17 protein-coding genes are annotated in these 21419 nt (G+C 53.0%); 7 read left to right on the top strand and 10 right to left on the bottom strand.

Translation table 11 applies throughout. From position 1 onward, the window contains the following. Positions 1 to 483: 483 nt before the first annotated feature. From ACYVK4_RS00885 to ACYVK4_RS00875, 3 genes are all read left to right on the top strand, one after another. Positions 484 to 1026, top strand: a complete 543-nt coding sequence (locus tag ACYVK4_RS00885) for an RNA polymerase sigma factor (RefSeq protein WP_461125598.1) — start codon at positions 484 to 486, stop codon at positions 1024 to 1026. A 328-nt stretch (positions 1027 to 1354) separates the two neighbouring features. Beyond that, the gene (locus tag ACYVK4_RS00880; protein WP_461125597.1) at positions 1355 to 2872 is read left to right on the top strand and encodes a DUF2271 domain-containing protein; all 1518 of its coding nucleotides are present in this window, start codon (positions 1355 to 1357) and stop codon (positions 2870 to 2872) included. Continuing rightward, complete coding sequence (locus tag ACYVK4_RS00875; protein WP_461125596.1) at positions 2829 to 3509, top strand: PepSY-associated TM helix domain-containing protein; 681 nt, start codon at positions 2829 to 2831, stop codon at positions 3507 to 3509. Before ACYVK4_RS00880 ends, ACYVK4_RS00875 begins: the two co-directional genes overlap by 44 nt. A 122-nt stretch (positions 3510 to 3631) precedes the next feature. Here the strand turns inward: ACYVK4_RS00875 and glgP are convergent, their stop codons facing one another. After that, positions 3632 to 5311 (bottom strand): alpha-glucan family phosphorylase, encoded by a 1680-nt coding sequence (glgP, locus tag ACYVK4_RS00870; RefSeq protein WP_461125595.1) that lies wholly within the window; start codon positions 5309 to 5311, stop codon positions 3632 to 3634. Between the two features lie 296 nt (positions 5312 to 5607). Between glgP and ACYVK4_RS00865 the strand changes: the two genes are divergently transcribed. Then, positions 5608 to 7968: a phosphoketolase family protein gene (locus tag ACYVK4_RS00865; RefSeq protein ID WP_461125594.1), complete on the top strand. Its 2361-nt coding sequence runs from the start codon at positions 5608 to 5610 to the stop codon at positions 7966 to 7968. Positions 7969 to 8048: 80 nt separating this feature from the next. Here ACYVK4_RS00865 and ACYVK4_RS00860 read toward each other — a convergent pair whose 3' ends face one another. After that, positions 8049 to 9194 (bottom strand): L,D-transpeptidase family protein, encoded by a 1146-nt coding sequence (locus ACYVK4_RS00860; RefSeq protein WP_461125593.1) that lies wholly within the window; start codon positions 9192 to 9194, stop codon positions 8049 to 8051. Between the two features lie 173 nt (positions 9195 to 9367). Between ACYVK4_RS00860 and ACYVK4_RS00855 the strand changes: the two genes are divergently transcribed. Together ACYVK4_RS00855 and ACYVK4_RS00850 are read left to right on the top strand one after the other, a co-directional pair. Beyond that, the gene (locus ACYVK4_RS00855) at positions 9368 to 9613 is read left to right on the top strand and encodes a hypothetical protein (RefSeq protein ID WP_461125592.1); all 246 of its coding nucleotides are present in this window, start codon (positions 9368 to 9370) and stop codon (positions 9611 to 9613) included. A gap of 30 nt (positions 9614 to 9643) precedes the next feature. Then, on the top strand, positions 9644 to 10159 hold the full coding sequence (locus ACYVK4_RS00850; protein ID WP_461125591.1) for a hypothetical protein: 516 nt from the start codon (positions 9644 to 9646) through the stop codon (positions 10157 to 10159). Between the two features lie 73 nt (positions 10160 to 10232). Here ACYVK4_RS00850 and ACYVK4_RS00845 read toward each other — a convergent pair whose 3' ends face one another. The 6 genes from ACYVK4_RS00845 to ACYVK4_RS00820 all read right to left on the bottom strand — a co-directional run bounded on the left by ACYVK4_RS00845 (position 10233) and on the right by ACYVK4_RS00820 (position 17933). Then, positions 10233 to 10859, bottom strand: a complete 627-nt coding sequence (locus tag ACYVK4_RS00845; RefSeq protein ID WP_461125590.1) for a hypothetical protein — start codon at positions 10857 to 10859, stop codon at positions 10233 to 10235. Between the two features lie 12 nt (positions 10860 to 10871). Next, positions 10872 to 12470, bottom strand: a complete 1599-nt coding sequence (locus ACYVK4_RS00840; RefSeq protein WP_461125589.1) for a SusD/RagB family nutrient-binding outer membrane lipoprotein — start codon at positions 12468 to 12470, stop codon at positions 10872 to 10874. Between the two features lie 34 nt (positions 12471 to 12504). Then, a complete protein-coding gene (locus ACYVK4_RS00835; RefSeq protein WP_461125588.1) occupies positions 12505 to 15750 on the bottom strand; it encodes a SusC/RagA family TonB-linked outer membrane protein in 3246 nt (1081 codons plus the stop codon). 295 nt (positions 15751 to 16045) lie between these two features. Continuing rightward, positions 16046 to 16825: a 3-hydroxyacyl-CoA dehydrogenase gene (locus ACYVK4_RS00830; RefSeq protein WP_461125587.1), complete on the bottom strand. Its 780-nt coding sequence runs from the start codon at positions 16823 to 16825 to the stop codon at positions 16046 to 16048. A gap of 67 nt (positions 16826 to 16892) precedes the next feature. Next, positions 16893 to 17582 carry a YjjG family noncanonical pyrimidine nucleotidase gene (locus ACYVK4_RS00825; RefSeq protein ID WP_461125586.1) on the bottom strand — a complete coding sequence of 230 codons (690 nt, stop codon included), beginning with the start codon at positions 17580 to 17582 and terminating at the stop codon, positions 16893 to 16895. Between the two features lie 45 nt (positions 17583 to 17627). Beyond that, complete coding sequence (locus ACYVK4_RS00820; RefSeq protein ID WP_461125585.1) at positions 17628 to 17933, bottom strand: (2Fe-2S) ferredoxin domain-containing protein; 306 nt, start codon at positions 17931 to 17933, stop codon at positions 17628 to 17630. 254 nt (positions 17934 to 18187) lie between these two features. On the opposite strand from ACYVK4_RS00820, the gene ACYVK4_RS00815 reads away from it, so the two are divergent. Next, on the top strand, positions 18188 to 18712 hold the full coding sequence (locus ACYVK4_RS00815; protein ID WP_461125584.1) for an RNA polymerase sigma factor: 525 nt from the start codon (positions 18188 to 18190) through the stop codon (positions 18710 to 18712). 55 nt (positions 18713 to 18767) lie between these two features. On the opposite strand, the gene ACYVK4_RS00810 is transcribed toward ACYVK4_RS00815, so the two are convergent. Both ACYVK4_RS00810 and ACYVK4_RS00805 read right to left on the bottom strand, forming a co-directional pair. Further along, positions 18768 to 19676 (bottom strand): glycoside hydrolase family 16 protein, encoded by a 909-nt coding sequence (locus ACYVK4_RS00810; RefSeq protein ID WP_461125583.1) that lies wholly within the window; start codon positions 19674 to 19676, stop codon positions 18768 to 18770. Between the two features lie 145 nt (positions 19677 to 19821). Next, entirely contained in the window at positions 19822 to 21267 is a 1446-nt protein-coding gene (locus ACYVK4_RS00805) for a Gfo/Idh/MocA family protein (protein ID WP_461125582.1), read from the bottom strand. Positions 21268 to 21419 lie beyond the last annotated feature (152 nt).

Below are 21419 nucleotides of genomic sequence, written 5' to 3'. Positions count from 1 at the left end.
TACGCAGTGGCAATCTGGTAACTAGCCGGGAAAAGCTGGACGGAACGTGCTAAACATGTTACCTTTTGCCAGGCAAAGGACTCAGAATCAAATCCATCCGATATATGATCTAACAGGAATCTTCATCCAGGCTAAGTATTTACGGCGGATAAGTTAAAACACTATGTCAAATTTATAAACTATTTATATATATTAATTAATTATTGGTGTTAAAGAATTTACTTATTTAATTTTTGGTATATAAAAGTTACATGATAAAATTAGTAAATTTTAATAAATATAAAAACTAACATCAGTTACAAATAGTATGTAAATTTTAGCGTAAGGTAAGTAAAATGTGCATATTGGTGTATTGGTGTATGTATTTAATTCTATTTGATAAAATATTTACCTGCTCATTTAGTGTTAATTATCATAATGTAAACAATTCATTTATTATTTTTATGGTCGTAACTGTACTATTAACCGTATCCTCATCAATCAATGTATAATTATAGTGTCTTAACTGACGAAGAGATGATTCGTCAGCTTCTGCCTGAAAAACCTAACCAATGCTTCGAAACGATCTATAATCGCTACCTGGGTAAAGTATACCGACAGTGCCTGTCGGTTATTCAGGATTCTCAAAAAGCGGAGGATTTAACTCACGACATTTTTCTGAAGGTATTTGCTAAACTAGATGCTTTCCAGCAACGGTCAAGTTTCTCGACCTGGCTCTATACGATCTCTTATAACTACTGCGTCGATCAAATTAGACTGGACAGGCGCCTTAAGGTTGTTTCTCTGGAAAAGGTGTTGCTGTACGATATTTCAGGATCGCAGGAGGCTCAATTACTCGAAGAGACGCTTCTCCGGGTCCGGCGGGCCATGAAAACTCTGTCTGATGATGAGCGAATGATGCTTACCCTAAAATATGAGTACGGTATAACCATTGATCAAATTGCCGACCTGTATCAACTCAAGACAAGCGCGGTTAAAATGCGCCTTAAGCGGGGTCGGGAAAAAGTACAGCGGCTGTGTGCCTAAGTACTGCAAAGCAGGTATCGATTCCATATAGCTGATTGTTCGTGTCATGACCAATTGCCCTTTTTAAGGCCTTAACAAGGGTTCTGAGGAAATTACTATTGGGTATTCGTATCCGAAAATCAGGAGCTTAGCCACCTTAATTCGGCATTCAATTCATTTTTGTTTCACTAACAAATAGGTACGTGCAAATTTGCTTCGGTCAGACAGCGGTGCTGGTGTGAATGGTACGGAATACCTTGTTGTGTAGTTTTATCAGACATCAGCTACCGCCTTCGATGATCACAAACGCCGGGCTGTACCGTGTCAAAAACTATAAACCTGAATGAATATGAACGCACTGAATTATTGGCTGGCTGGTTGTGCCGTTGCGGCTCCCGGTCTTGTGGCTCCGTCGCCCACCCAGGCCGAAGGGCTTTACATTGCCCAGGCCGACCACATACTGGGTACCTCGTTCGATCTGAAAATCCTGGCTAATTCATACCCGGCCGCCCAGCGTGCTGAAGCTGTGGTCCGTGCCGAAATGGAGCGACTTACGCAGGTGCTGAGCAGCTATCGGTCCGGCAGTGAGTTCAGCACCTGGCTCGGAACCAAGGATGAAGCCGTTCATGTTTCCCACGATTTATTCACCGTGCTGGAAGGGTTCGACACATGGCGTGAACAAACCGGTGGCGCCCTTAATGCTGCCGCTGAGCGAATCAATCAGCTCTGGCAGCAGGCCGAATCAGGCAAGACGCCCTCCGATGCGGACCGCCGGCAGGCCGTAACCGATGCACAGCAACAACACTGGCAGCTCGACACCGAAAACCAGACTGCCACGCGCCTGACGAATACACCCCTCCGGTTGCACACATTTGCCAAGAGTTATATACTCGACCGGGCGGCCGATGCGGCCTTGGCGTTGCCCGACGTGAATGCGCTGGTGCTCAATAGCGGGGGCGACCTGGTGGTACGGGGAAACTGGACCGAATCGGTAGCCGTTGCCAACCCGCGTGCCGACGCTGAGAACGCGCAGCCCGTTGCGCGTTTGTCTGTCCAAAATGCGGCCGTAGCGACCAGTGGCGACTACCGCCGGGGTTTGCAGATCGGCGATGAATGGTATTCACATATCGTCAATCCCTTAACGGGTTCACCAGCCCGGGAGGTGATCAGCGCCACCGTTATTCATCCCGATGCGGTTACGGCCGGGGCACTGGCAACGGCTTTCAATGTGCTGACGCCATCGGAGAGTGAGCAACTGGCGGCTACGATACCCGGTACCGACTACCTGATCATGACGAAGGGTGGTGAGTCGATCACCAGCCCGGCCTGGGCTAACCGGCTTGCTCCTGCTTCGGCGACCAGCAACACGACGGAACCGGTTGCCACCGCCCGCTTACTTTCGGTAGCTCCGCTAAAAGATAAGCTCTGGAAAGCCGATCAGGAACTGCTCATTAATTTCGAACTGAGCCAAATGGAAGGTCGTTACCACCGGCCCTTTGTGGCGGTATGGGTAGAAGATGAAAACCACCAGCCGGTACGAAATCTGGCCCTCTGGTACAATAAACCCCGCTGGTTACCGGAGCTGAGGGCTTTTTATTCCCAGCCACGGAACAGCGACTTTAATATGGGTTCCATCACCAGCGCCACTCGTTCGCCGGGAGCCTACACGATTCAGTGGGATGGCAAAGACAACGCGGGGCAGTATGTGAAGCATGGTAAATACACCGTTTGTATCGAAGCCGCCCGCGAACATGGAACCTATCAGCTCATCCGGCAGGAGATGGACTTTAATGGAAAAACGAAACAGCAAACCCTGAACGGTAATGTCGAAATCGCATCAGCCGCCCTGGACTATCGCCAGAAATGAGCCGCCCGCTGAACCGGCACAGCCTATACCAACCCGGAAAAAATCAGCGGCCAAACCCCGGATGGCCACGGCGGCCCGCTGGCTGCATATCTACCTGTCGATGGTCAGTTTTGCCATCGTGCTGTTTTTTGCCGTAACGGGTCTGACGCTCAATCACGTCGACTGGTTTGGCGACCAGAGCCGCACCGCCGAACGCAAGGGCAAACTGAACCAGGCCTGGGTCAACCAAGCCGACACGTCGAAAATTGCGAAACTGGCCGTCGTTGAATTTCTACGGAACACGCACGGTATCAAAGGGGCCGTCGACGACTTTCGGATCGATGATCGCCAGTGCTCCGTTTCATTTCGGGGACCGGGCTACGCAGCCGACGCCTTCATCGAACGGTCGGATGGGGCTTACCAACTCACCGAAACGCGTATGGGGGTCGTGGCCGTCATGAACGACCTGCACAAAGGCCGCGACACGGGCAGTAGCTGGTCGTGGGTGATTGACATTGCCGCTATTTTCATGACCCTTGTATCGGCAACGGGTTTGATCCTGCTTTTATTCCTGAAGAAAAGGCGGGTCAACGGACTGGTGCTGGCCGGTATCGGTGCGCTGCTCTGTTATCTGGTCTATCATTTCCTGGTAGGCTGACGTTGTCAATCTATTTACCAACAGGCTAACAGTAACAACGGAACGCGGATCGTACGGATTTGGCGGATCAATACGGATTTTATCCGCCAAATCCGTACGGTCCGCATTCCGTTGTTTTTTCGTTAGACCGATACTGAATCCGTCTGTTCAGCAACTTTCTGCGGCAATGAATACAGGTTCTCATAATATTCAGCCGCCATTCGGTCCGAATCAAAATAGGGAACGATACTGCGCATGCTGCGTTTGATCATGGCTAACCACTGGGCAGGCTGCTCGTAATACATGGGTAAAATGACAGTTTCCAGCATCGTAAACAGGTTATCGGCATCGAACGCATCCTGTTCGTGAGTGGGCCAGCTCAGGTCGGCTTCGGGCAGTACGAAACTGTTCAGGCCCGGCTGGGCAAACTCCGGTATCCAGCCATCGTTGGTGGAGCAGTTGAGCGCCCCATTCATGGCCGCTGTCATGCCGCTGGTGCCCGAGGCCTCGCGCGTGAGCCGGGGCGTATTCAGCCACAGGTCGGCACCCTGTTTCAGTAGTTTGGAGAGGTGCATTTCATAACCCACCATCACCGAGCAATTTACATAGCGTTTGGCAACATGCACCAGCCGGTCGAAGATGCCGATGCTGGCGTAATCGAAGGGATAGGGTTTGCCCGCCCAGATCAATTGCACCGGGTATTTGGTGTTGGTCATGAGCCGGTCGAAGCGGGCCGGGTCCGATAAGAGAAGTTCTGCCCGTTTGTAACCCGCAAACCGACGCGCCCAAACCATAGTAAACACGTTGGGGTCGTAGAGGTCGCCGGACTGGTCGGCCACTTCATAAAAAAGGCTCTGCTTTTTGGCTTTCTTGTGAGCCGCCAGACTGGCATCATCGTCACGGGCGAGGGCCGCATCCAGCACCGCGTCGCCCCAGAAAGCCCGCTTCTGCGCATTGGTGATGGAAATAATGGGGCAAATAGCCGGGTAGTCTTTCCACATCTGTTTACTCACCTCGCGATGCCGTTTCGAAACGGCATTGGCCCGCCCCGACAGCCGTAATGCCCCCAACGCCCAGTTGAACGAATCATCGGTTATGCCGGTAATCCGGCTGATTTCGGGCAGAGGCAGGTAGTCAAAGAAACCCATCCGGTCCAGCATATGAGTGTCGGTTCGGGGGTTACCAGCTTCTTCCGGCGTATGGGTCGTAAACACCAGCCGCTCCCGAACGGCTTCCACGCTGCCCAACTGCCGATAGAGGTGAAAGGCAAGCGGCAAGGGGTGGCTCTCGTTCATGTGATAGACATCCGGCTCGATCCGAAGCTGCTCCAGTAACATGGCGCCCCCGATGCCCAACAGAATACTCGACGCAACGCGGGTTTCGGGATTGGCGTCATAGAGTTTATGGCAGATGGTTTGAGCCAGGTAGTCGTTCTCCGGTAAATCGGTCGACAGTAAATACGTGGGAGCCGTGTTGAATACCGTTGGGGGCAGGTAATAGGCCGTCACCCATACCGGCGCATGGTTGACCTGAATCTGAAATTTCAGGTTGGTGGGTTCCAGAAAGCTATACTGCTTTTCCATGAACAGAATATCCATCGTCTGGTCGCCTTTGCGAACCTGGTCGTAGTAGCCGTATTTCCACAAAATACCAATGGCAACGACGGGTTGCTGCAGCGAAAAGGCACTCCTCATGTGCGACCCTGCCAGAAAGCCCAGACCGCCCGAATAGATCTTCAACGATTGGCTAAAGGCATATTCCATTGAAAAATAAGCGACCCGTCGAGGGGGCTGAAGCTGGGTACCGATTGAGTCAGCAGTCATAAAGATGAGTTGTATTCGTATTGACGAGTTTTTTGCTCCGAAGATCTGCGATGGATTTTCGCATCCGTCTGAGCCAAATCAGTTGGTCAGTTGATTGTTATTGACCGAGCTGACAATGAGCAACTTCATGGATGAGGAGGGTCATGTTTTTCGGCCCGCTAATCAGGCAGTTTTACAGGCTGCTTTACCCGGGCATTCCGGTCATTTGATGTGGCTCCCCTGTGCGAAATAAGCCCTCCGGCAAAACGTTAGGCGAACCCCACTTTACTGATAACTAACTCAATTTCGCTAAAGTTATGAATACGACATCCCTTTCAACCGCTATCCCTCAACGCGAGCGTCTAACGCAGCTGCACCGATACTGGCAGGCGACCAACTACCTCGGAGCCGCCCAGCTATACCTGCGCGATAACGTCCTGCTCGACCGTCCGTTACAGGTGTCGGATATAAAACCCCGTTTGCTCGGACACTGGGGCACGCAGCCGGGCTTGAACCTGATCTACGCCCACCTCAACCGACTCATTCAGGATACCGATGCCAATGTGCTGTTGGTTACCGGGCCGGGACATGGGGCCCCCGCTATTCTGGCAAACCTTTTTCTGGAGGGAACCCTGGGGGAGTTTGATGCCCTGTATAAACCGGGTATGCTGGGGCTAAGTAACCTGATTCGCCAGTTTTCGTGGCCGTATGGTCTGCCCAGCCACCTGGTGCCCGGCACGCCCGGCCAGATTCAGGAAGGGGGCGAGTTGGGCTATTGCCTGTCGCATGCTTATGGGGCTGCGCTCGATAACCCCGATCTGATCGTGGCCTGCGTGGTAGGCGATGGTGAGGCTGAAACCGGTCCACTGGCCGCGGCCTGGCACTCCAACAAATACCTGAACCCGGCTACGTCGGGAGCCGTACTGCCGATTCTGCACGTGAATGGGTACAAACTCTCCGGGCCTACCATTTTTGGGCGGATGAGCAACGCTGAGCTGACGAATCTGTTCACGGGCTATGGCTATCAGGTGCGTATTATTGGCGGCAGCGACCCCATGCAGGTGCATACGGCCATGTGGCAGGCTATGAGCTGGGCCCACGAAGAAATTCAATCCATCCAGCAAAATGCCCGTATGGGCCTGTTAAACGGAGTACCCGCCTGGCCGATGCTCATTCTGCAAACGCCCAAAGGCTGGACCTGTCCGCTGACCGTCGATGGGCAGCCTATCGAAAATACGTCTCATTCGCACCAGTTGCCCGTTGCTGATCCGGCCGGGAAACCGTCGCAATTGCAAACGCTGGAAACCTGGCTTCGAAGCTACCGCCCGCAGGACCTGTTCGATAAAACGGGCCACCCCTTTGTCGACGTGGTCAGCGTTTGTCCGGGCAATGACAAGCGGATCGGCATGAATCCGCACGCCAATGGAGGGGCGCTGTTAAAACCCCTCGAACTGCCTGACCACACGAATTACGCAGTGGCTATCCCATCGCCCGGTACGGTATCCGTCGCCGGTACACACACCCTGGCCCTTTACCTGCGCGACGTGTTTCGGCTCAACGAGCAGGCCCGCAACTTTCGGGTGGTTTGCCCCGACGAAACGACATCGAACCGTATGACGCCCCTGTTCGAAGCAACGGGGCGGGCCTGGATGGGGCCTATGGTCGAAACCGATGAGTATCTGTCACCCGATGGACGGGTCATGGAAATTCTGAGTGAACATACCTGCGAAGGCTGGCTGGAAGGGTACCTGTTAACGGGGCGGCATGGGCTGTTCGGTTGTTACGAAGCTTTTATTCCACTGGTCGATTCAATGCTGAATCAATACGCCAAGTGGTTGAAGGTAAGCAGGGAAACACCCTGGCGGAAGCCGCTGGCGTCGCTCAACTACCTGCTTACCTCGCACGTTTGGCGGCAGGATCACAATGGGTACACCCACCAGGTGCCCAGTTTTATCAATTCGGTCGTGGCTAAGAAAAGTTCTGTGGCAAGGGTCTACCTGCCCCCCGATGCGAACTGTCTGCTGTCGGTGATGGATCACTGCCTGCGTACCCGCGATTACATCAATCTGGTTGTGGCGTCGAAAGCGAGTCAGGCGCAATGGCTTTCCATGGAAGAGGCCAACACCCATTGCAGCCGGGGTATGTCGGTCTGGAATTGGGCTGGAAATGAAATTGACCATCAGCCCGATGTTGTGCTGGCCTGCGCCGGTGATGTGCCGACCAACGAGGTAATTGCCGCAGCGAAAATCCTGAAAGAGCGTCTGCACGATGTGCGTGTGCGGGTAGTGAACATCGTAGATCTACTGACCATTATGTCGCCCGACGATCACCCGCACGGTTTCCCCGAAGCCGCTTTTGTGCAGCTCTTCACGGCGGATAAACCGGTTATTTTCGCTTTCCACGGCTATCCAACCCTGATTCATGAATTACTGCATCACCGTACCAACCCAACGCGCTTCCACGTACGGGGCTATATGGAGGAAGGCCGTACCACCACACCTTTCGATATGCTGGTGCTTAATAATATGAGTCGGTATCAACTGGTGCTGGCGGCACTGGATCGTGTTGGTAAACGAACGGGGACTGATGATTTGCGGAGATGGTGCCAGGAGAAGCTTACCGCCCATGCGGCCTATATCCGGCGGAACGGTCAGGATATGCCCGAACTGAGGAGTTAGCGAAGGTTTTCAGGATGGATAACCGAGGAGCCGTGCCACGATTAATTACAATCGTGGCACGGCTCCTTATTTGTAAACCACTATTGCTGGTCTTTTTGCGCCCATTTATACACATCCTTATACACGGCAATGGCGCCGGTCTCGTCGATGTCCAGCACGTTATAAGCGATGATAACCGGAATGGGCCGGGGGAGGGATACTGTTTTGGGGCTGGCCTGTTTCTGACAACTGACCAGAAACGACGCATTGAAACGAGGGGCACCCAATACCAGATTCGCTAGTTCGACGGGTTTCTCTACCCGAATGCACCCGTGACTGAGCACCCGGTTTGCATTGGCAAACAACTGGCGTTGATTGGTGTCGTGCAGGTAAATGTCATACGGGCTGTTGATGGTGAACTTCAGCACGCCCAGGGCATTGTCGCAGCCTGTCGACTGCCGTAGCCGATAGGGGAAGGCGCTGGCAGTCGCCGACCAGTTTACCGAATCGGGGTTAATGATCCGCCCCTTCCCGTCGATGATCTGGAGGTTCATGTCGGCGAGCGTGGCCGCTGGGTTCTTCCGGATTTTTGGGAGTAATTCATTCACCGCAATGGACCGGGGAACATTCCAGTAAGGATAGGTAACGAGGTTGGTGATCTGAGCCGTAAACAGGGGCGTTGGGGTGCTGGGTTTGCCAACGATCACCCGGCTGTTCAGCAACGTAGCTCCCTCCCGGTCGACGACCCGCAACGTTGCCGAGGGGATGTTGACAACGACCAGCTTATCGGTCGAAAACCGATGGAGCCAGCGGTAAAAGTTCAGGGTTGTCTTTACCTGTTCGATCGTCAGCGAATCGGTCATGTAATCATCCACGAGGCAGCGCATACAATAGGCTTTGAGCTGCCGGTAGGTGCGGTCATGCGATTCAAGCGAATCGAGCAGAGGGCACCAGTCGGCACCAGTCATGAACAGGCGGGTAAGCCGGTTAATTCGAACCGTGTCCAGGTGCTCCGTTAACCCCTGATAACTAAGTCGCCGGTTTGGACTGCCGTAAATAATCCGGGTAAAATAAGCGGTCAGGCAGGTCGCGTTGGGGCTTGTACACGGAATAGCCACGCCAATATCACTACCGTACTGACGCAGTCGGTTCCAGTCGTCGGTCGTTTGGGCCACGGTTGAAGAGGAGAGGAGGGTCAGGCTGATGAGCAGGTAGCGAAACATGGTTGATAAGTGCTTGATAATCATTCGTCAAAACTGCATGTATCAACCGCATCTTTTGCTAAGAGAAATCAATGCCCGAACTGAAACCTGTCAATTGGTCTCCTGATGCCCATCATGGGCTGATGGGGTAAGGCTGGCTAGCTTTGTCTGAAAATCAGCCAATATCGATCTGATTGGCAGAATACTCTTCAAAAGCTATGACGTTTGAACCCGCTTCCCAACTGCTGGCCTTTGTGCTGCCAATGTCCTTCCTGAAGGGCGATCTGACATTTTTTCGGTCAAACAATAGTCCTGAAATGATTCGAATCCCGGTGAAGCCTGACGCCAAGCCACGTCAGGTGATTTCAACGGCCCAGCTTCCTAAGGGAATATGGCGGGTAAGTCTGAACTGGTCCGATGGCCGACAGCAATACCACGACGAGCAACAGATCAGTGTTAGTTAACCCGGTAGGTAAACCCGCATCATTAAGGCTATGAACACGTTCTTTTCTTCGCATTTGTCCTTGCTTCTGTATGCCGTGTCGAACGTGGGGGCTCTTCTGTTGATGATTGCCTGCTATAAACGGCCGATCGTTGCCCGCTTTAGTTTTGCCCTTCTGTTTGGCTGGGCGAGCTGGTTCAATGCCACCACAGTCCTGTCGACACCCTGGGTGTATACGGACTTTGCTGATTATGCCGTGCTGGACGTTTACCGGTGGTTCATTCTGGGACCGTTTGAAAAAGTAGCTACGCCACTCATTCTGACGATTGCCGCCGGACAGTTGTTCATCGCCTTTACCATGCCGCTAACGGGCTGGCTTTTTAAGGCTGGCTGTGTAACCGGAATACTCTTTTCAATGGGTATTCTGCCGCTGGGGTTAGGTGCCGCGTTTCCAGCCATGTTATGTCTGGCCATTGGTTTCTACCAGCTATGGCAGCATCCCGCCGACCGTCAGTTGCTAAAGCGGCCCGTCCTGAAGTTACCCCGCCGGCAGCTCCAGCCGCATTGAGTACTTCCTGACAAACAGCATAGCCCGGATAATTGTCCGGGCTATGCTGCTGGTACCATCACTTACGCGCTGACTACTTTCTCCGAAATCGGACACCGACCCGGCAATCGCCGACTTCGCCACGGGCTTCGTCGCACACGTTCTCCTGGAAGCCGGCAATCCGGCGACCATCGGCCAGATTCAGGATAAATTTGAAGATGAAATAGTCGTTCTGAGCAACGGTGGCGAGGTTAGTGCCCGTAAAGGCCGCCATCTGGGCGGCAGTTACCGTAAACGTCTTGGGAAACTGGGTGACCGTTTCGTAGAGTTTATCGCTCGTGCCTACCCGGCTTGGCAGCGGAAACTGCGTGACGCTTGGGTACAAACCACCCGGTTGCGAAACCACAATCGGGTAAGCCGGATTACCGCTGGCGGCTGCTTTAGTGAAACCCAGGTATACGTCGATCGACTTGACTTCCGCTTTGCCAAAACCCTCCCAGGTGAGCTTGTATTCAAATACCTGACTGCCCAGATCGGCAGCGCTCAGATCGAAAAAAGACGTGTTGGCCGTAGCGATGGTCGGTAATGCCGACTTGCTGGTGTTGACAGCTACCAGCGGAACGGCGGTATACGCCCAGTTTTCCCAAACGTATTCTTCCGTTTTGCAGGCATCGAGCCCGACGAACAGGAGGAGCGAAACGTATAAGATGATTTTTTTCATTGGTTCGTCAGTTTATTTGTCCCAGAAAACAGGCGTCGTTTGTTGAGCGGCCTGAAGTTGATCGGCTTTATCGGAAACGGTCACGTTTGTTGATAATTCTGTGACCGAATAGGCTAGCCGAAGTGGAAATGAGTTTAGTGGGGCAATGGGTGCCGGTAATACCGGTAGGCCCGTCCGGCGGTAGTCGTTATACGCTTCGATGCCGTTGCCGTATGTAGCAATGTATTTCTGCGTCATCACCGCACCGAGTTTACCCGCTGCATCGGCGGCATCATACTGCGTGGCACGGCTGGCCACAAATGCGGTGACCGTGGCCGTTGCCAGGGCCGGGGCCGAGTTGCCCGATGATGTGGCGATGGTATTGATACTGTTCAGGTTGGCCGTAATGCCGTCCAGAAACAGTTGTTTGGCATCGCCCGGCGTACCCAGTGTCAGTGCCGCTTCGGCCAGCATAAACTTCACCATGGCGTTGGTTATGAAGGGAAATACCCCCGCACCGGATCCATCGGTGTTGGTAACCACTTTGGGGGCTGCTGTCGCCCCGGAATTGGTCACGAAAACATTGGTCGCCGGCACGTTATTGATGGGGCTGTTGTCATACAGGCCGCCTGCCGGGTAAACGCCCACCGTTGCTTTCAGCGCGTTATCGTTGGGCGAGGCCGTCGCATCGCCGGTATAGCGACCAAAATACCCGTTTCCGGTTGGCGTAAAACCAACCGTGTAGTTTGACGTTTGTCGGTAGAAGTAGTACCGGATGCGCGGATCGTCGGCATTGAACAACCGCTCAATGAAGCCCTGACTCATGTAGTAGCTTTTGCCCGCCTGGTATTCGGTGCGGTGCCAGGGGTGACGGTTGGCCGGGGTTTCGGTGGTTCCGAAGCGAAATGCAAAATCCTGGGCGTTGGTCGAAATCAGGGGCGCATTGGCGCTGAGCAACGCACTGATACCGGCCTTCGCCTTATCGGGCTGGACAAGCCGAATCTGATTGAACAGTTTCAGCTTCAGTGTGTTGCCCATGCGAATCCAGGCCGTTTTATCGCCTTTGTAGATGATATCGGCCGTGTTGGGCAGGATGGCAAAGTTTCCTTTTGCGGCATCCGCCAGGGCTTCGTCGATCAGCAGGAATAGATTGTCGTAGATGGCCGAACCACTTTCAAAAGCGGGGTCCGACGCGTTATTTCCTTTGGCGGCATCGGTGTAGGGAATGTCGCCCCACAGGTCGACCATCAGGCTATAGATGTAGGCCTTTTCCAATTTGGCAATGGCTACATAGTCCCAGCGCTGCAGGCGGGTTCCTTCCCGAATAACGATTTCGATGTCATTCAGTACCTGCGTATACAGGGAGTTCCAGGATTGCTGATAGTCGGTGCCATCCTGAAAATTGCGGCTGGTGTTGCTGGTGTACAGCTGCTGCATCAGGATCGATGCGCCCTGGTTAACATCGCGCAGGCTGCCGGTCATGGATACCTGTGTGGCGGGCAGCAGTAACTCCAACACCGGTGTTGTGGGGTTGTTGGGGTCGTTGTTGATATCAACAAAATCGTTGCATGACCAGCTGATCAACAGCAGGCCTACCAAAGAAAATCGTCGTATAGAAGCTATAAATCGCATGAGCTGTTTTCGAATGGGATTGATGAGTGACTGATCAGAAGCTGAAGCGAAGGTTTACCCCCAATCGGCGGGTTGTTGGGATGCCGATGAAATCGAAGCCCTGTGAGTTGCCGGCGCCCAGCGAACTAACCTCCGGATCGAAGTTCAGATACTTTGGAAAGTTGGGCGCAAAGTACCAGAGGTTACGGGCGCTGAACGACAGGAACGCCGAGCCGAACGGCGTTTTCGACAGCCACTTCTTCGGGAACTGGTAGCCCAGCGATACCTCACGAAGGCGGAAAACCGTAGCGTCGAACACGTTGGTTTCGCCCGCACCACCCGGTCCGAAACCACCCGTGAAATAGTAATCGGCAACGGCAATGCCAATGTTGTTGGGTATGGTCTTGCCTTCACCGTCCAGCAGTGGCTTCAGGGTGTTTACATCGCCCAGCACACCGGGGCCAACCAGAATGGCTTCCCGCTCTTCGGTATCCCGGGTGGCTCCCCGGCTAAGCAGTTCATAGGCCGTGAAGGAGTACATGTCGCCCCCTTTTTTCCAGTCGAACAACGCACTCAACGTAATACCCCTGAAGTTAAAGGTGTTGGTTACGCCCAGAATGAAGTCGGGGTTTGGATTACCAATGGCTGATGTTTTACCACTCAGGATAGGCTTGCCTGTGTTGGGATTGACCAGAATATTACCGGCGTCATCACGGGCGTAGGTCGAGCCGCGAATCTGTCCGTAGGGCTGCCCTGCAATGTGAACACTACCCAGATCAGAGAAGCCACCGTAAGGCAGCTCTTTCAGGGCACCTATGTCCAGCACGATGTTCCGGTTCAGGGTAAAGGCGGAGGAGATGTCCCAGGAAAAACCATTCTTCAGTTTTACCGGTGTTGCATTCAGCCCTATTTCGATGCCTTCGTTAGACGACCGACCAAGATTGATCACCTTCTGGGTATAGCCCGAAGACGGAACGGCATTGACGGTAAAAATCTGCGACGTACTTAGTTTGTTGTAGTACGTGATGTCGAGGCCAACGCGGTTATTGAAGAACTGAAGTTCAGTGCCCAGTTCGAGTTCGGTGATGAACTCCGGCTTTAGCCCGGCATTGGCCAGCAAATCGGATTCGGTCAGGGTACTCTGACCGCCAAAAGGCGACGCAATAGCGCCGGTTGTCGATCCGGCACCCAGTACGGGGTTGGCGATGTAAACCGTTTGCGTCTGGTAAGGCGTCGCTTCGTTTCCTACGCGGGTGTAACCGGCCCGGATTTTACCGAACGACAGCACACCTTTAGGCAGCTTGAGGGCTTCGGTAAAAATCAGCGAGGCACTGGCGCCACCGTATAGATAGCTCCGGTTGCTGGCGGGAAGGGTAGACGATACGTCGTTACGGGCCACCAGGTTCAGGAAAGCGAAGTTTTTGTAATCTAGCGAGATGTCGGTGAAGAACGCAAAGTATCGCTGTTTGAAGTTATTGCGGTTGTTGGGCAGCACGCGGGGAATGGTCACGCTGGTGTTATTGAGCGAGTTGATGCCCCGGAAAATGATGCCGTCGCCAAAAACAACCTGCCGTTCGGTTACCCGCTGGTTGACGTTATTTCCCAGAATAACTTTCAGGCCGATGTTCTCGGTAATGGGTTTGGTCGCTGTCAGGAGCAGGGTGTTGTCCAGTTCCTGCCGATAGATGTTGTCGTTGGTAATGTTTCCGTTCGGGAAATAGTCGCCCCCTTTGCCATTGACAACGGTGCGCCGGTCGGTGTAGGCGTTAAACCCAACGGTATTCTGGATATTTAACCAGGGGCGTACATCGGCACCCAGAACGACGTTGCCATAATACCGGTCTACTTTGCTCGTAGTAGGGCTGTTCACCACCGACCAATACGGGTTATCCGTACCGACCCGGTCGTAGACGTTGTTGCCATTGATCGGGTTTGTGTTTGGGAAGCCGGTCAAATCGAAACTGGTCGGCACAAACATCAGGATGTCCATGATGGAGCTGCCACTGCCATTAGCGGCTGTTACCTGTGGCGACACCTGCTCTGTATTGACGTAGTTTAAGGCCCCGCTTACGTAGATCTTATTGTCCAGTTGCGCGTTTCCGCCGATGTTCACACCGGTACGGGTGATCTGGTTCTCGCGCACCACCCCCTGATTGCCGGTTCGTGACAGACCCACGGTAAAGTTTCCCTTCGAACCCGCATTCGATACCGAAAGAGCATTTTCGAAGACGCTGCCCGTCCGGAAGAAGTTTTTGGCGTTCGTTTGCGAGTACGACTGATAAGGCACCTGAATGGGCGTGGTCCCGTCGGCTTGGTAAAACTGAGGGAATACGCTGGACGGGTAGCGGTTATTGGTTGTCAGCGGGTGAGGAATGGTAGCCCGGGTAGGAATGAGGCTGGTATAGCCGGCATAAGGTGGCCCCCACGAGCCGAATACCCCACTCCGGTAGTCGAAGTTGGTACCCTGACCGTATTTGGTCTGGTACTCGGGCAAGCCCGCAACGGTCTCGGTCGAATAGCCGGTGCTGTAGGTTATCTCCAGCCCTTTCTTGCTTTGGCTTTTGCCCGCTTTTGTCGTGACGATAATCGCGCCGTTGGCAGCCCGTGAGCCGTAGAGGGCTGCTGCTGCGGCCCCTTTCAGGACGGTCATTGTCAGGATGTTGTTCGGATCGAGGTCAAAGGCCCGGTTGGTGATGGTTGATCCGCCAACGGCTCCGTCGGTACTGCCGAAGCTCGAATTATCAAAGGGAACCCCATCGACGACAAATAGTGGCTGGTTGTTGTTGCCCAGCGATGAGTTTCCGCGAATCGTAATGTTTGTAGCGCCACCAGCCGCTCCGCCTGAGCCCTGTACATTTACCCCCGCAACTTTACCCGTGAGTGCCCGAAGGGGATCGGGTTCCGAACGTTGCGCGAGTTTGTTGGCATCGAGCGTGCTGACGGAGTAGCCAAGCGCATTTTTATCGCGTTTGATGCCGGCAGCCGTCACCACTACTTCGCTTAACTGTTTGGTGTCCGGGTCCAGGTTGATGTCGATGACCTGCTGATTACCAACAATGACCTCTTTGAGCTGAAAACCAACGGACGAGAAAACCAGGACCGCCGATTTATCCGGTACGTTGATCTGGTAAGCGCCCAGTGCGTCGGTGACCGTTCCGGATGTGCTCCCTTTCACCGTTACGGTGGTGCCGGGTAGCGATTCTTTCCCGGCGGCATCGCTCACCTTTCCCCGAACAACTCGTTGCTGAGCAAAGGAAAGCAAGGGCAATAAGAAGAGAAGTGCAAATAAACGTTCTTTCATGTAAGTAAGGGGAGAGTAAATAAATTGCGTTGACGAAATTAAAAGTCAATTATAATTTATTTTATTTTAGTTATCGGGTATAATTCAGGATATAGTTTTACACTAGTAGTTTTATTACATATAATATTTTTTATACCATATAAAATGCACAATAGGCTGAGGTTGTGCTGTAGTCAATAGAACCTATATACGTAGAGCCTGATAGATAGTCTTTGCAAAACGTTGATGCACCACCACAAAAGAAAGAGTCCGCTGGGTGCATTTCCAGCGGACTCTTTACTGACTAACGGACTATTTATTTCGGTCCCATTCGAATGGCTCCATCCAGTCGTATGACTTCGCCGTTCAGCATCGGGTTTTCGACGATACTTTTTACCAGCAGCCCATATTCGGACGGTCGGCCCAGGCGCGACGGGAAGGGTACCTGCTGGCCCAGTGACAGGCGGGCCTCTTCGGGCAAGCTTGCCAGTAACGGGGTTTCGAACAGACCGGGGGCTATGGTCATGACGCGGATGCCGGAGCGGGCCAGATCCCGGGCAATGGGTAATGTCATACCAACAATACCTCCTTTGGATGCCGAATAGGCGGCCTGTCCCATCTGGCCATCATAGGCCGCTACGGATGCCGTGTTGATGATAACGCCCCGCTCCCCCTCTTCATTGGGCGTATTTTGTTCCATCGCCAAAGCCGCCAGGCGAATGACGTTGAAGGTGCCGATGAGGTTAATGGAAATGACTTTCTGGAAAGCGGACAGCGCGTGGGCGCCATACACACCATCGACCTTGCCGAGTGTTTTTCGGGCTTCGGCCACGCCCGCACAGTTGACGTTGATGTGTAAGCCGCCGAAGGTGTTAATGGCCAGGTTTATGGCCATCTGAACGTCTGTTTCATCGGTGACGTTGGTTTTCTGAAATCGGACGGAGGGGCCTAACTCTTCCGCCAGTGCCTGGCCGCGGGCGTCGTTAAGATCCAGAATAACCACATTGGCACCATTAGCTGCGAGCGTCCGGGTGGTTGCTTCGCCCAGTCCCGAAGCTCCTCCGGTAACAAGGGCAGTTGCGTTGGTTAGTTGCATAGGTTTCTGATCAAAAAAGCGTGCTACGAATGTTATACCGTGGCACGCCTTTACATTTATTGCTTACTTACAAAATAGCCATCAGTTCCCGCCAGTGGCGAATGTCGTAGGTAGGCGGGTCGCTTACTACCTGCCCCTGCTGGTTATAAAATACGGTGTCTAAACCAACACCTTTTGCCCCTAGTATGTCCGCTTCATAATTATCACCGATCATCAGGCTTTCGACAGCCGTGGTGCCGCTTATTTCCATCGCATACTGAAAAACCAGCGGGTCGGGCTTCTTGGCGTTCGCATTCTCGCTGGTGATGACATGCGTGAAATAATGAGCGATTTCGGAGGTGTTCATCTTTACGGCCTGGATCTCCGCGAATCCGTTGGTAATGATGTGCATGGTATATCGGCCATACAGGTGATCCAGCAGCTCTTTCGCCGATTCCAGCAGATGAGGCTTTTTAGGCAGCATGCGCAGGTATTCGGCATTGAGGTCGGCGTGGACCGCCGATTCATCGACACCCAATGCCCGGAACACCATGGGAAACCGATGCTTGCGGATGTAGGTGTGCTCAATCAGATTCTTGTCATAATCGGCCCATAACTGCTTGTTTATGGCAATGAAGTGACGACTGAACTCTTCCGATGAAGCAATACCCAGGTCGGCCAGCCGGAACGTGTCGAACAACTCGGCAATGCATTCGGCCGAGTTGCGGTCAAAGTCCCAGAGGGTATGATCGAGGTCAAAAAAAAGGTGTTTGTACATGGGGAAAAAAGGAACGCCCGACAGACCGGGCGCGATCAACGCCCGTTAAAAATCCAGTTTGAGCCGCTCAACGGGCTGGTTATTCACCAGATGGCTGTCGACAATTTCATTGACATCAGAAAGCTGGACGTTACCATAGTAGGTGCCTTCCGGATACACGACCAGCGTTGGTCCAAAGGCACAGGCATCGAGACAGCCGGTTTTTTGGGCCCGCATTTCTTTTAGGAGACCGCGCTCGGCAAGGGCTGCTTTAAACGCATCGACCAGTTCATTACCATGAGCTTCGCCACAGGATTTCTTGGGGGCGGCTTTCTGGTTGTTACAAATAAAAACGTGCTTTTGGTATTTCATATGGTTAGCTAAATCAATACAATACCCAAAGGTAACAAGAACCCCGGCACCCCAGGTTGTTTTAGTGCCGGTATTATAATGAAGACAAACCTACCGCATAAAAGATTTAATAAACTTAATGCCGATACACCCGGTTAGCGTGTAGGTACATGTAGTGCTAATGAATGCTAAGGTATAGACCGAACGTACTGGTAGTCTTCGACGTACCTGATCAGCCACTGCACGGTGAACCGTAGTTATACTTAGGTTAATTTATGAGTTATCAACAACCTAATCGACAGGGTACTAATGTCTCTGCCGAACGTACTTCACAAAGTAAGCTTGATCTGTTGTCCCTGTACGACCGGTATGCGCCTACCTTATTAGGCGTTATCATGAAGATTGTTGCGGATCAGGAAGAGGCCGTCCGTCTTCTGGAGCAGACCTTTACAAAGGTCCATTCTGATATGCCTCATTTTCAGGCTGGCAAGCAGCCTCTTTTTACCTGGCTGCTCTCCATTGCCCGATGTAAAGCGCTGGAGGCACTCAAGGAGCGGAAGCAGGTGCCCTTGCGAACATTGACAATGACAACCATGGGAACGGTTGTCTCACTGCCTGTCAATACGACAGCCGTTCCCGCTCATTCGACCGACTCCCGATTGAAAGAACTGCTGGATTCCGTTCTATACAAAAACTGCACCCCCGAAGAAGCCGCGGCCTCCGTCGGCCTGCCTGTCGAATCGGCACGTCAGCAATTGCGGCTGGCCATGCAGCTCATGCGGTCGCAGGTGAAAATATAGGCTTGCCAGGCTGCAAACGCATAGCCTGACAAGCCTGTACCGGACAATAGAGCGGCTATTTGGATACAAACACTTTCACGTAATCCACCAGCATGGTGCCTGTAACGATGCTGCTGGCGGGGGGATTGCCAAAAAAGTCGCCACCTACCGCCAGATTCAGCGTGATGCGTTCCGTTTTGCCAAACAGATTCGACACATAACCTCCCGTCTTCGTATCGACCACCTGTCCATCCAGCAGGAACGTCAGGGCGTTCTTTTCCCAGATAGCTTCATAAACGTGCCAGCAATCGGTCAGGCTGACCGACGAGGTGATCTGACTCACGAAGTTACCCGCCAACGGCTGTCCGGCCCTTCGGCCATAGAAGTAGTTCGTTGAGTAAACAAAAGGTTCGTTGCCGCGGGCTTCCAGAAAATCAATCTCTCCGTTGGTAGGCCAGCTGTCGCCATACGACCAGAACGCGGGCCACATGCCATAGCCAGCCGGTAGCTTGATGCGGGCAATCATCCGAACTTTAGGCGTTTTAGTACTGGCAGAAACGTTGGTTTTGCACTCGATTCGGCCGGACGTGAACGAAAAGGTCTTTGGAGTTGAACTGGCCGGTAGGGTAGGTCCCGTAACAGTTTCGCGTTTGGCGGCAATGGACAGGGTACTGCTGCCAACGGCCAGATTTGCCGCCTGATAAAGCTGTAATTCGTTATTGTAAGCTCCTCCGTTCCAGATGTTCCATTTGCTCAGGTCGCCGTCAAAGTTATCTTCGAAGGTCTTGGTCCAGCCTGCTGCGGCCAGCGCTGCTTCGTTTAGCTGCGCATCACAAACACCAATAGACGCCACTGCTGCGCCAACGCGGGCCGATGGGGTAGTGGCTGCCTCCCGTACTTGTGGTTCAGGTAGGGCGTTACAACCAGCAAGGGCCGCTCCCATAAGTAAAACGGCTTTTAAGCGAATCAATCTTTTGAGATTCATGATCGGAAAGGGTTTGGTTAAGGTGGTCTTCGTGCCGCCGGGGAGCATTATAAACAAAAAAATAACCATTAGCCCCATCGGAACAACCTGCCTAAAAAAGGCTATGCCAATGGGGCTTTTGACAACATTGGTCAATCGGAAAGATTTACGATTTCCTGGCTGTCGTCAGTGCTTTTTTCTTCGAACCGGCTGGCACTGGTTTGGCTAATGGGTTTTGCTGGGTCATGGTAACGGGGTCCCAATGCACGACTTTTTGCTCGAAGAAGCTCTCGTTGCAGGCCAGTACCGGCGCAGCGGCCCGGAAACCAAAGACGGGGTCCTCCACCGTGCCCTGGCTGCCTTTCCGCACATTGTCGAAAAAGTCAGCGAAGTGCTTCATGTGGGCATCATCGTTTTTAGGGGCCTCAAATTTCACTTCTTTCACCGGCTCCGACTTGCGGGTTTCGGGCGGATAGGTCGCATCGTAACGCTTAACAAACTCCTGCTGAACGGGCTCGGTGAAGGTGAAGAAACTGTCGTACCCACCGTATCCGGGAGCCGTTGGCAGTTTCTTCTTCGTCATGATCAGGTTGTTTTCCGAAAACTCGATCTGCCCTTCGTTGCCAATGATGCGCGTCACGTCGTTGATTTTACCGGCATTGGCAAAGTTGACCCGCAGTACCATCTGGAATGCTTCGTGCCGGTCGGTTTTGGGGTAGTCCATGATGCACGCCATAATGTCGGGAACATCGCGACCATCTTTCCAGTAGGCCAGGTTACCGGATGAATAGATGCGCGTTGGCCCCATGGTGTTGGTGACGAAATGGACGCCCGTGATCAGGTGAATGAACAGATCGTCCGCCACGCCCGTGCCGTAATCTTTGTAGTTTCTCCAGCGGAAAAACCGCTTTTCGTCGAAGGGCCGCCTGGGCGCATCGCCCAGAAAACGGTCCCAGTCCAGCGTTTGCGGGGAGGCATCGGGTGGAATGGAATACTGCCAGGCACCAATGGCGTTGAACCGGTCGTTGTTGGATTCGATGTAGTTGATCTGGCCAATTTCACCCGCGTCGACCAGTCGTCGGGCTTCTATGAAAGCCGCGCTGCTGATGCGCTGGCTACCTACCTGCATGGTTTTGCCCGATTTTTTCCAGGCGTCAATAACCGCTTTTCCTTCGTTTAGGTGCTGCACCATCGGCTTCTCGCAGTAAACGTGCTTTCCGGCTTTCAGGGCGGCAATGGTAATGTGGTCGTGCCAGTGGTCGGGGGTCACCACCAGAACCGCATCGACATCGGGGCGAGCCAGTATCTCCCGGTAATCGCGGGTGGCAAACAGGTCTTTACCATAAGCCGTTTTCGCGTGCTGGAGCCGTCCGTCATATAAATCGGCAACGCCAACCAGTTCAACATCCGGATTACGAAGGGCCGCCTGTGTGTCGAAGTTCCCCTGAATACCCATGCCAATGGTTGCGAAGCGAATCTTGTCATTCGGACTGATTTTCATCAGGTTCGGTATATAGGCCGGGGCACCCAAAGGCCTGGCGATACCCTCCGTGGCAACGAGTGCCGACGCGGCTGACAAGCTCTTTATAAAGGTTCGTCTGTTGGATTGCATAGGAAATACATGTTTGGTGAACAAAGCTTTTTTACCGCTCAATTTACCGAAAGCAGCACAGCTCATAAATGGGTATTTTTCTTTCAGCTCTCTTGTCGACATGAAAAAGGCCTGCGTAAAAAACACAGGCCTGGAAGGATGAAATAGGGCAG

Source organism: Spirosoma aerophilum (assembly GCF_054782495.1).
This window is presented reverse-complemented; position numbering and strand designations above follow the sequence as displayed.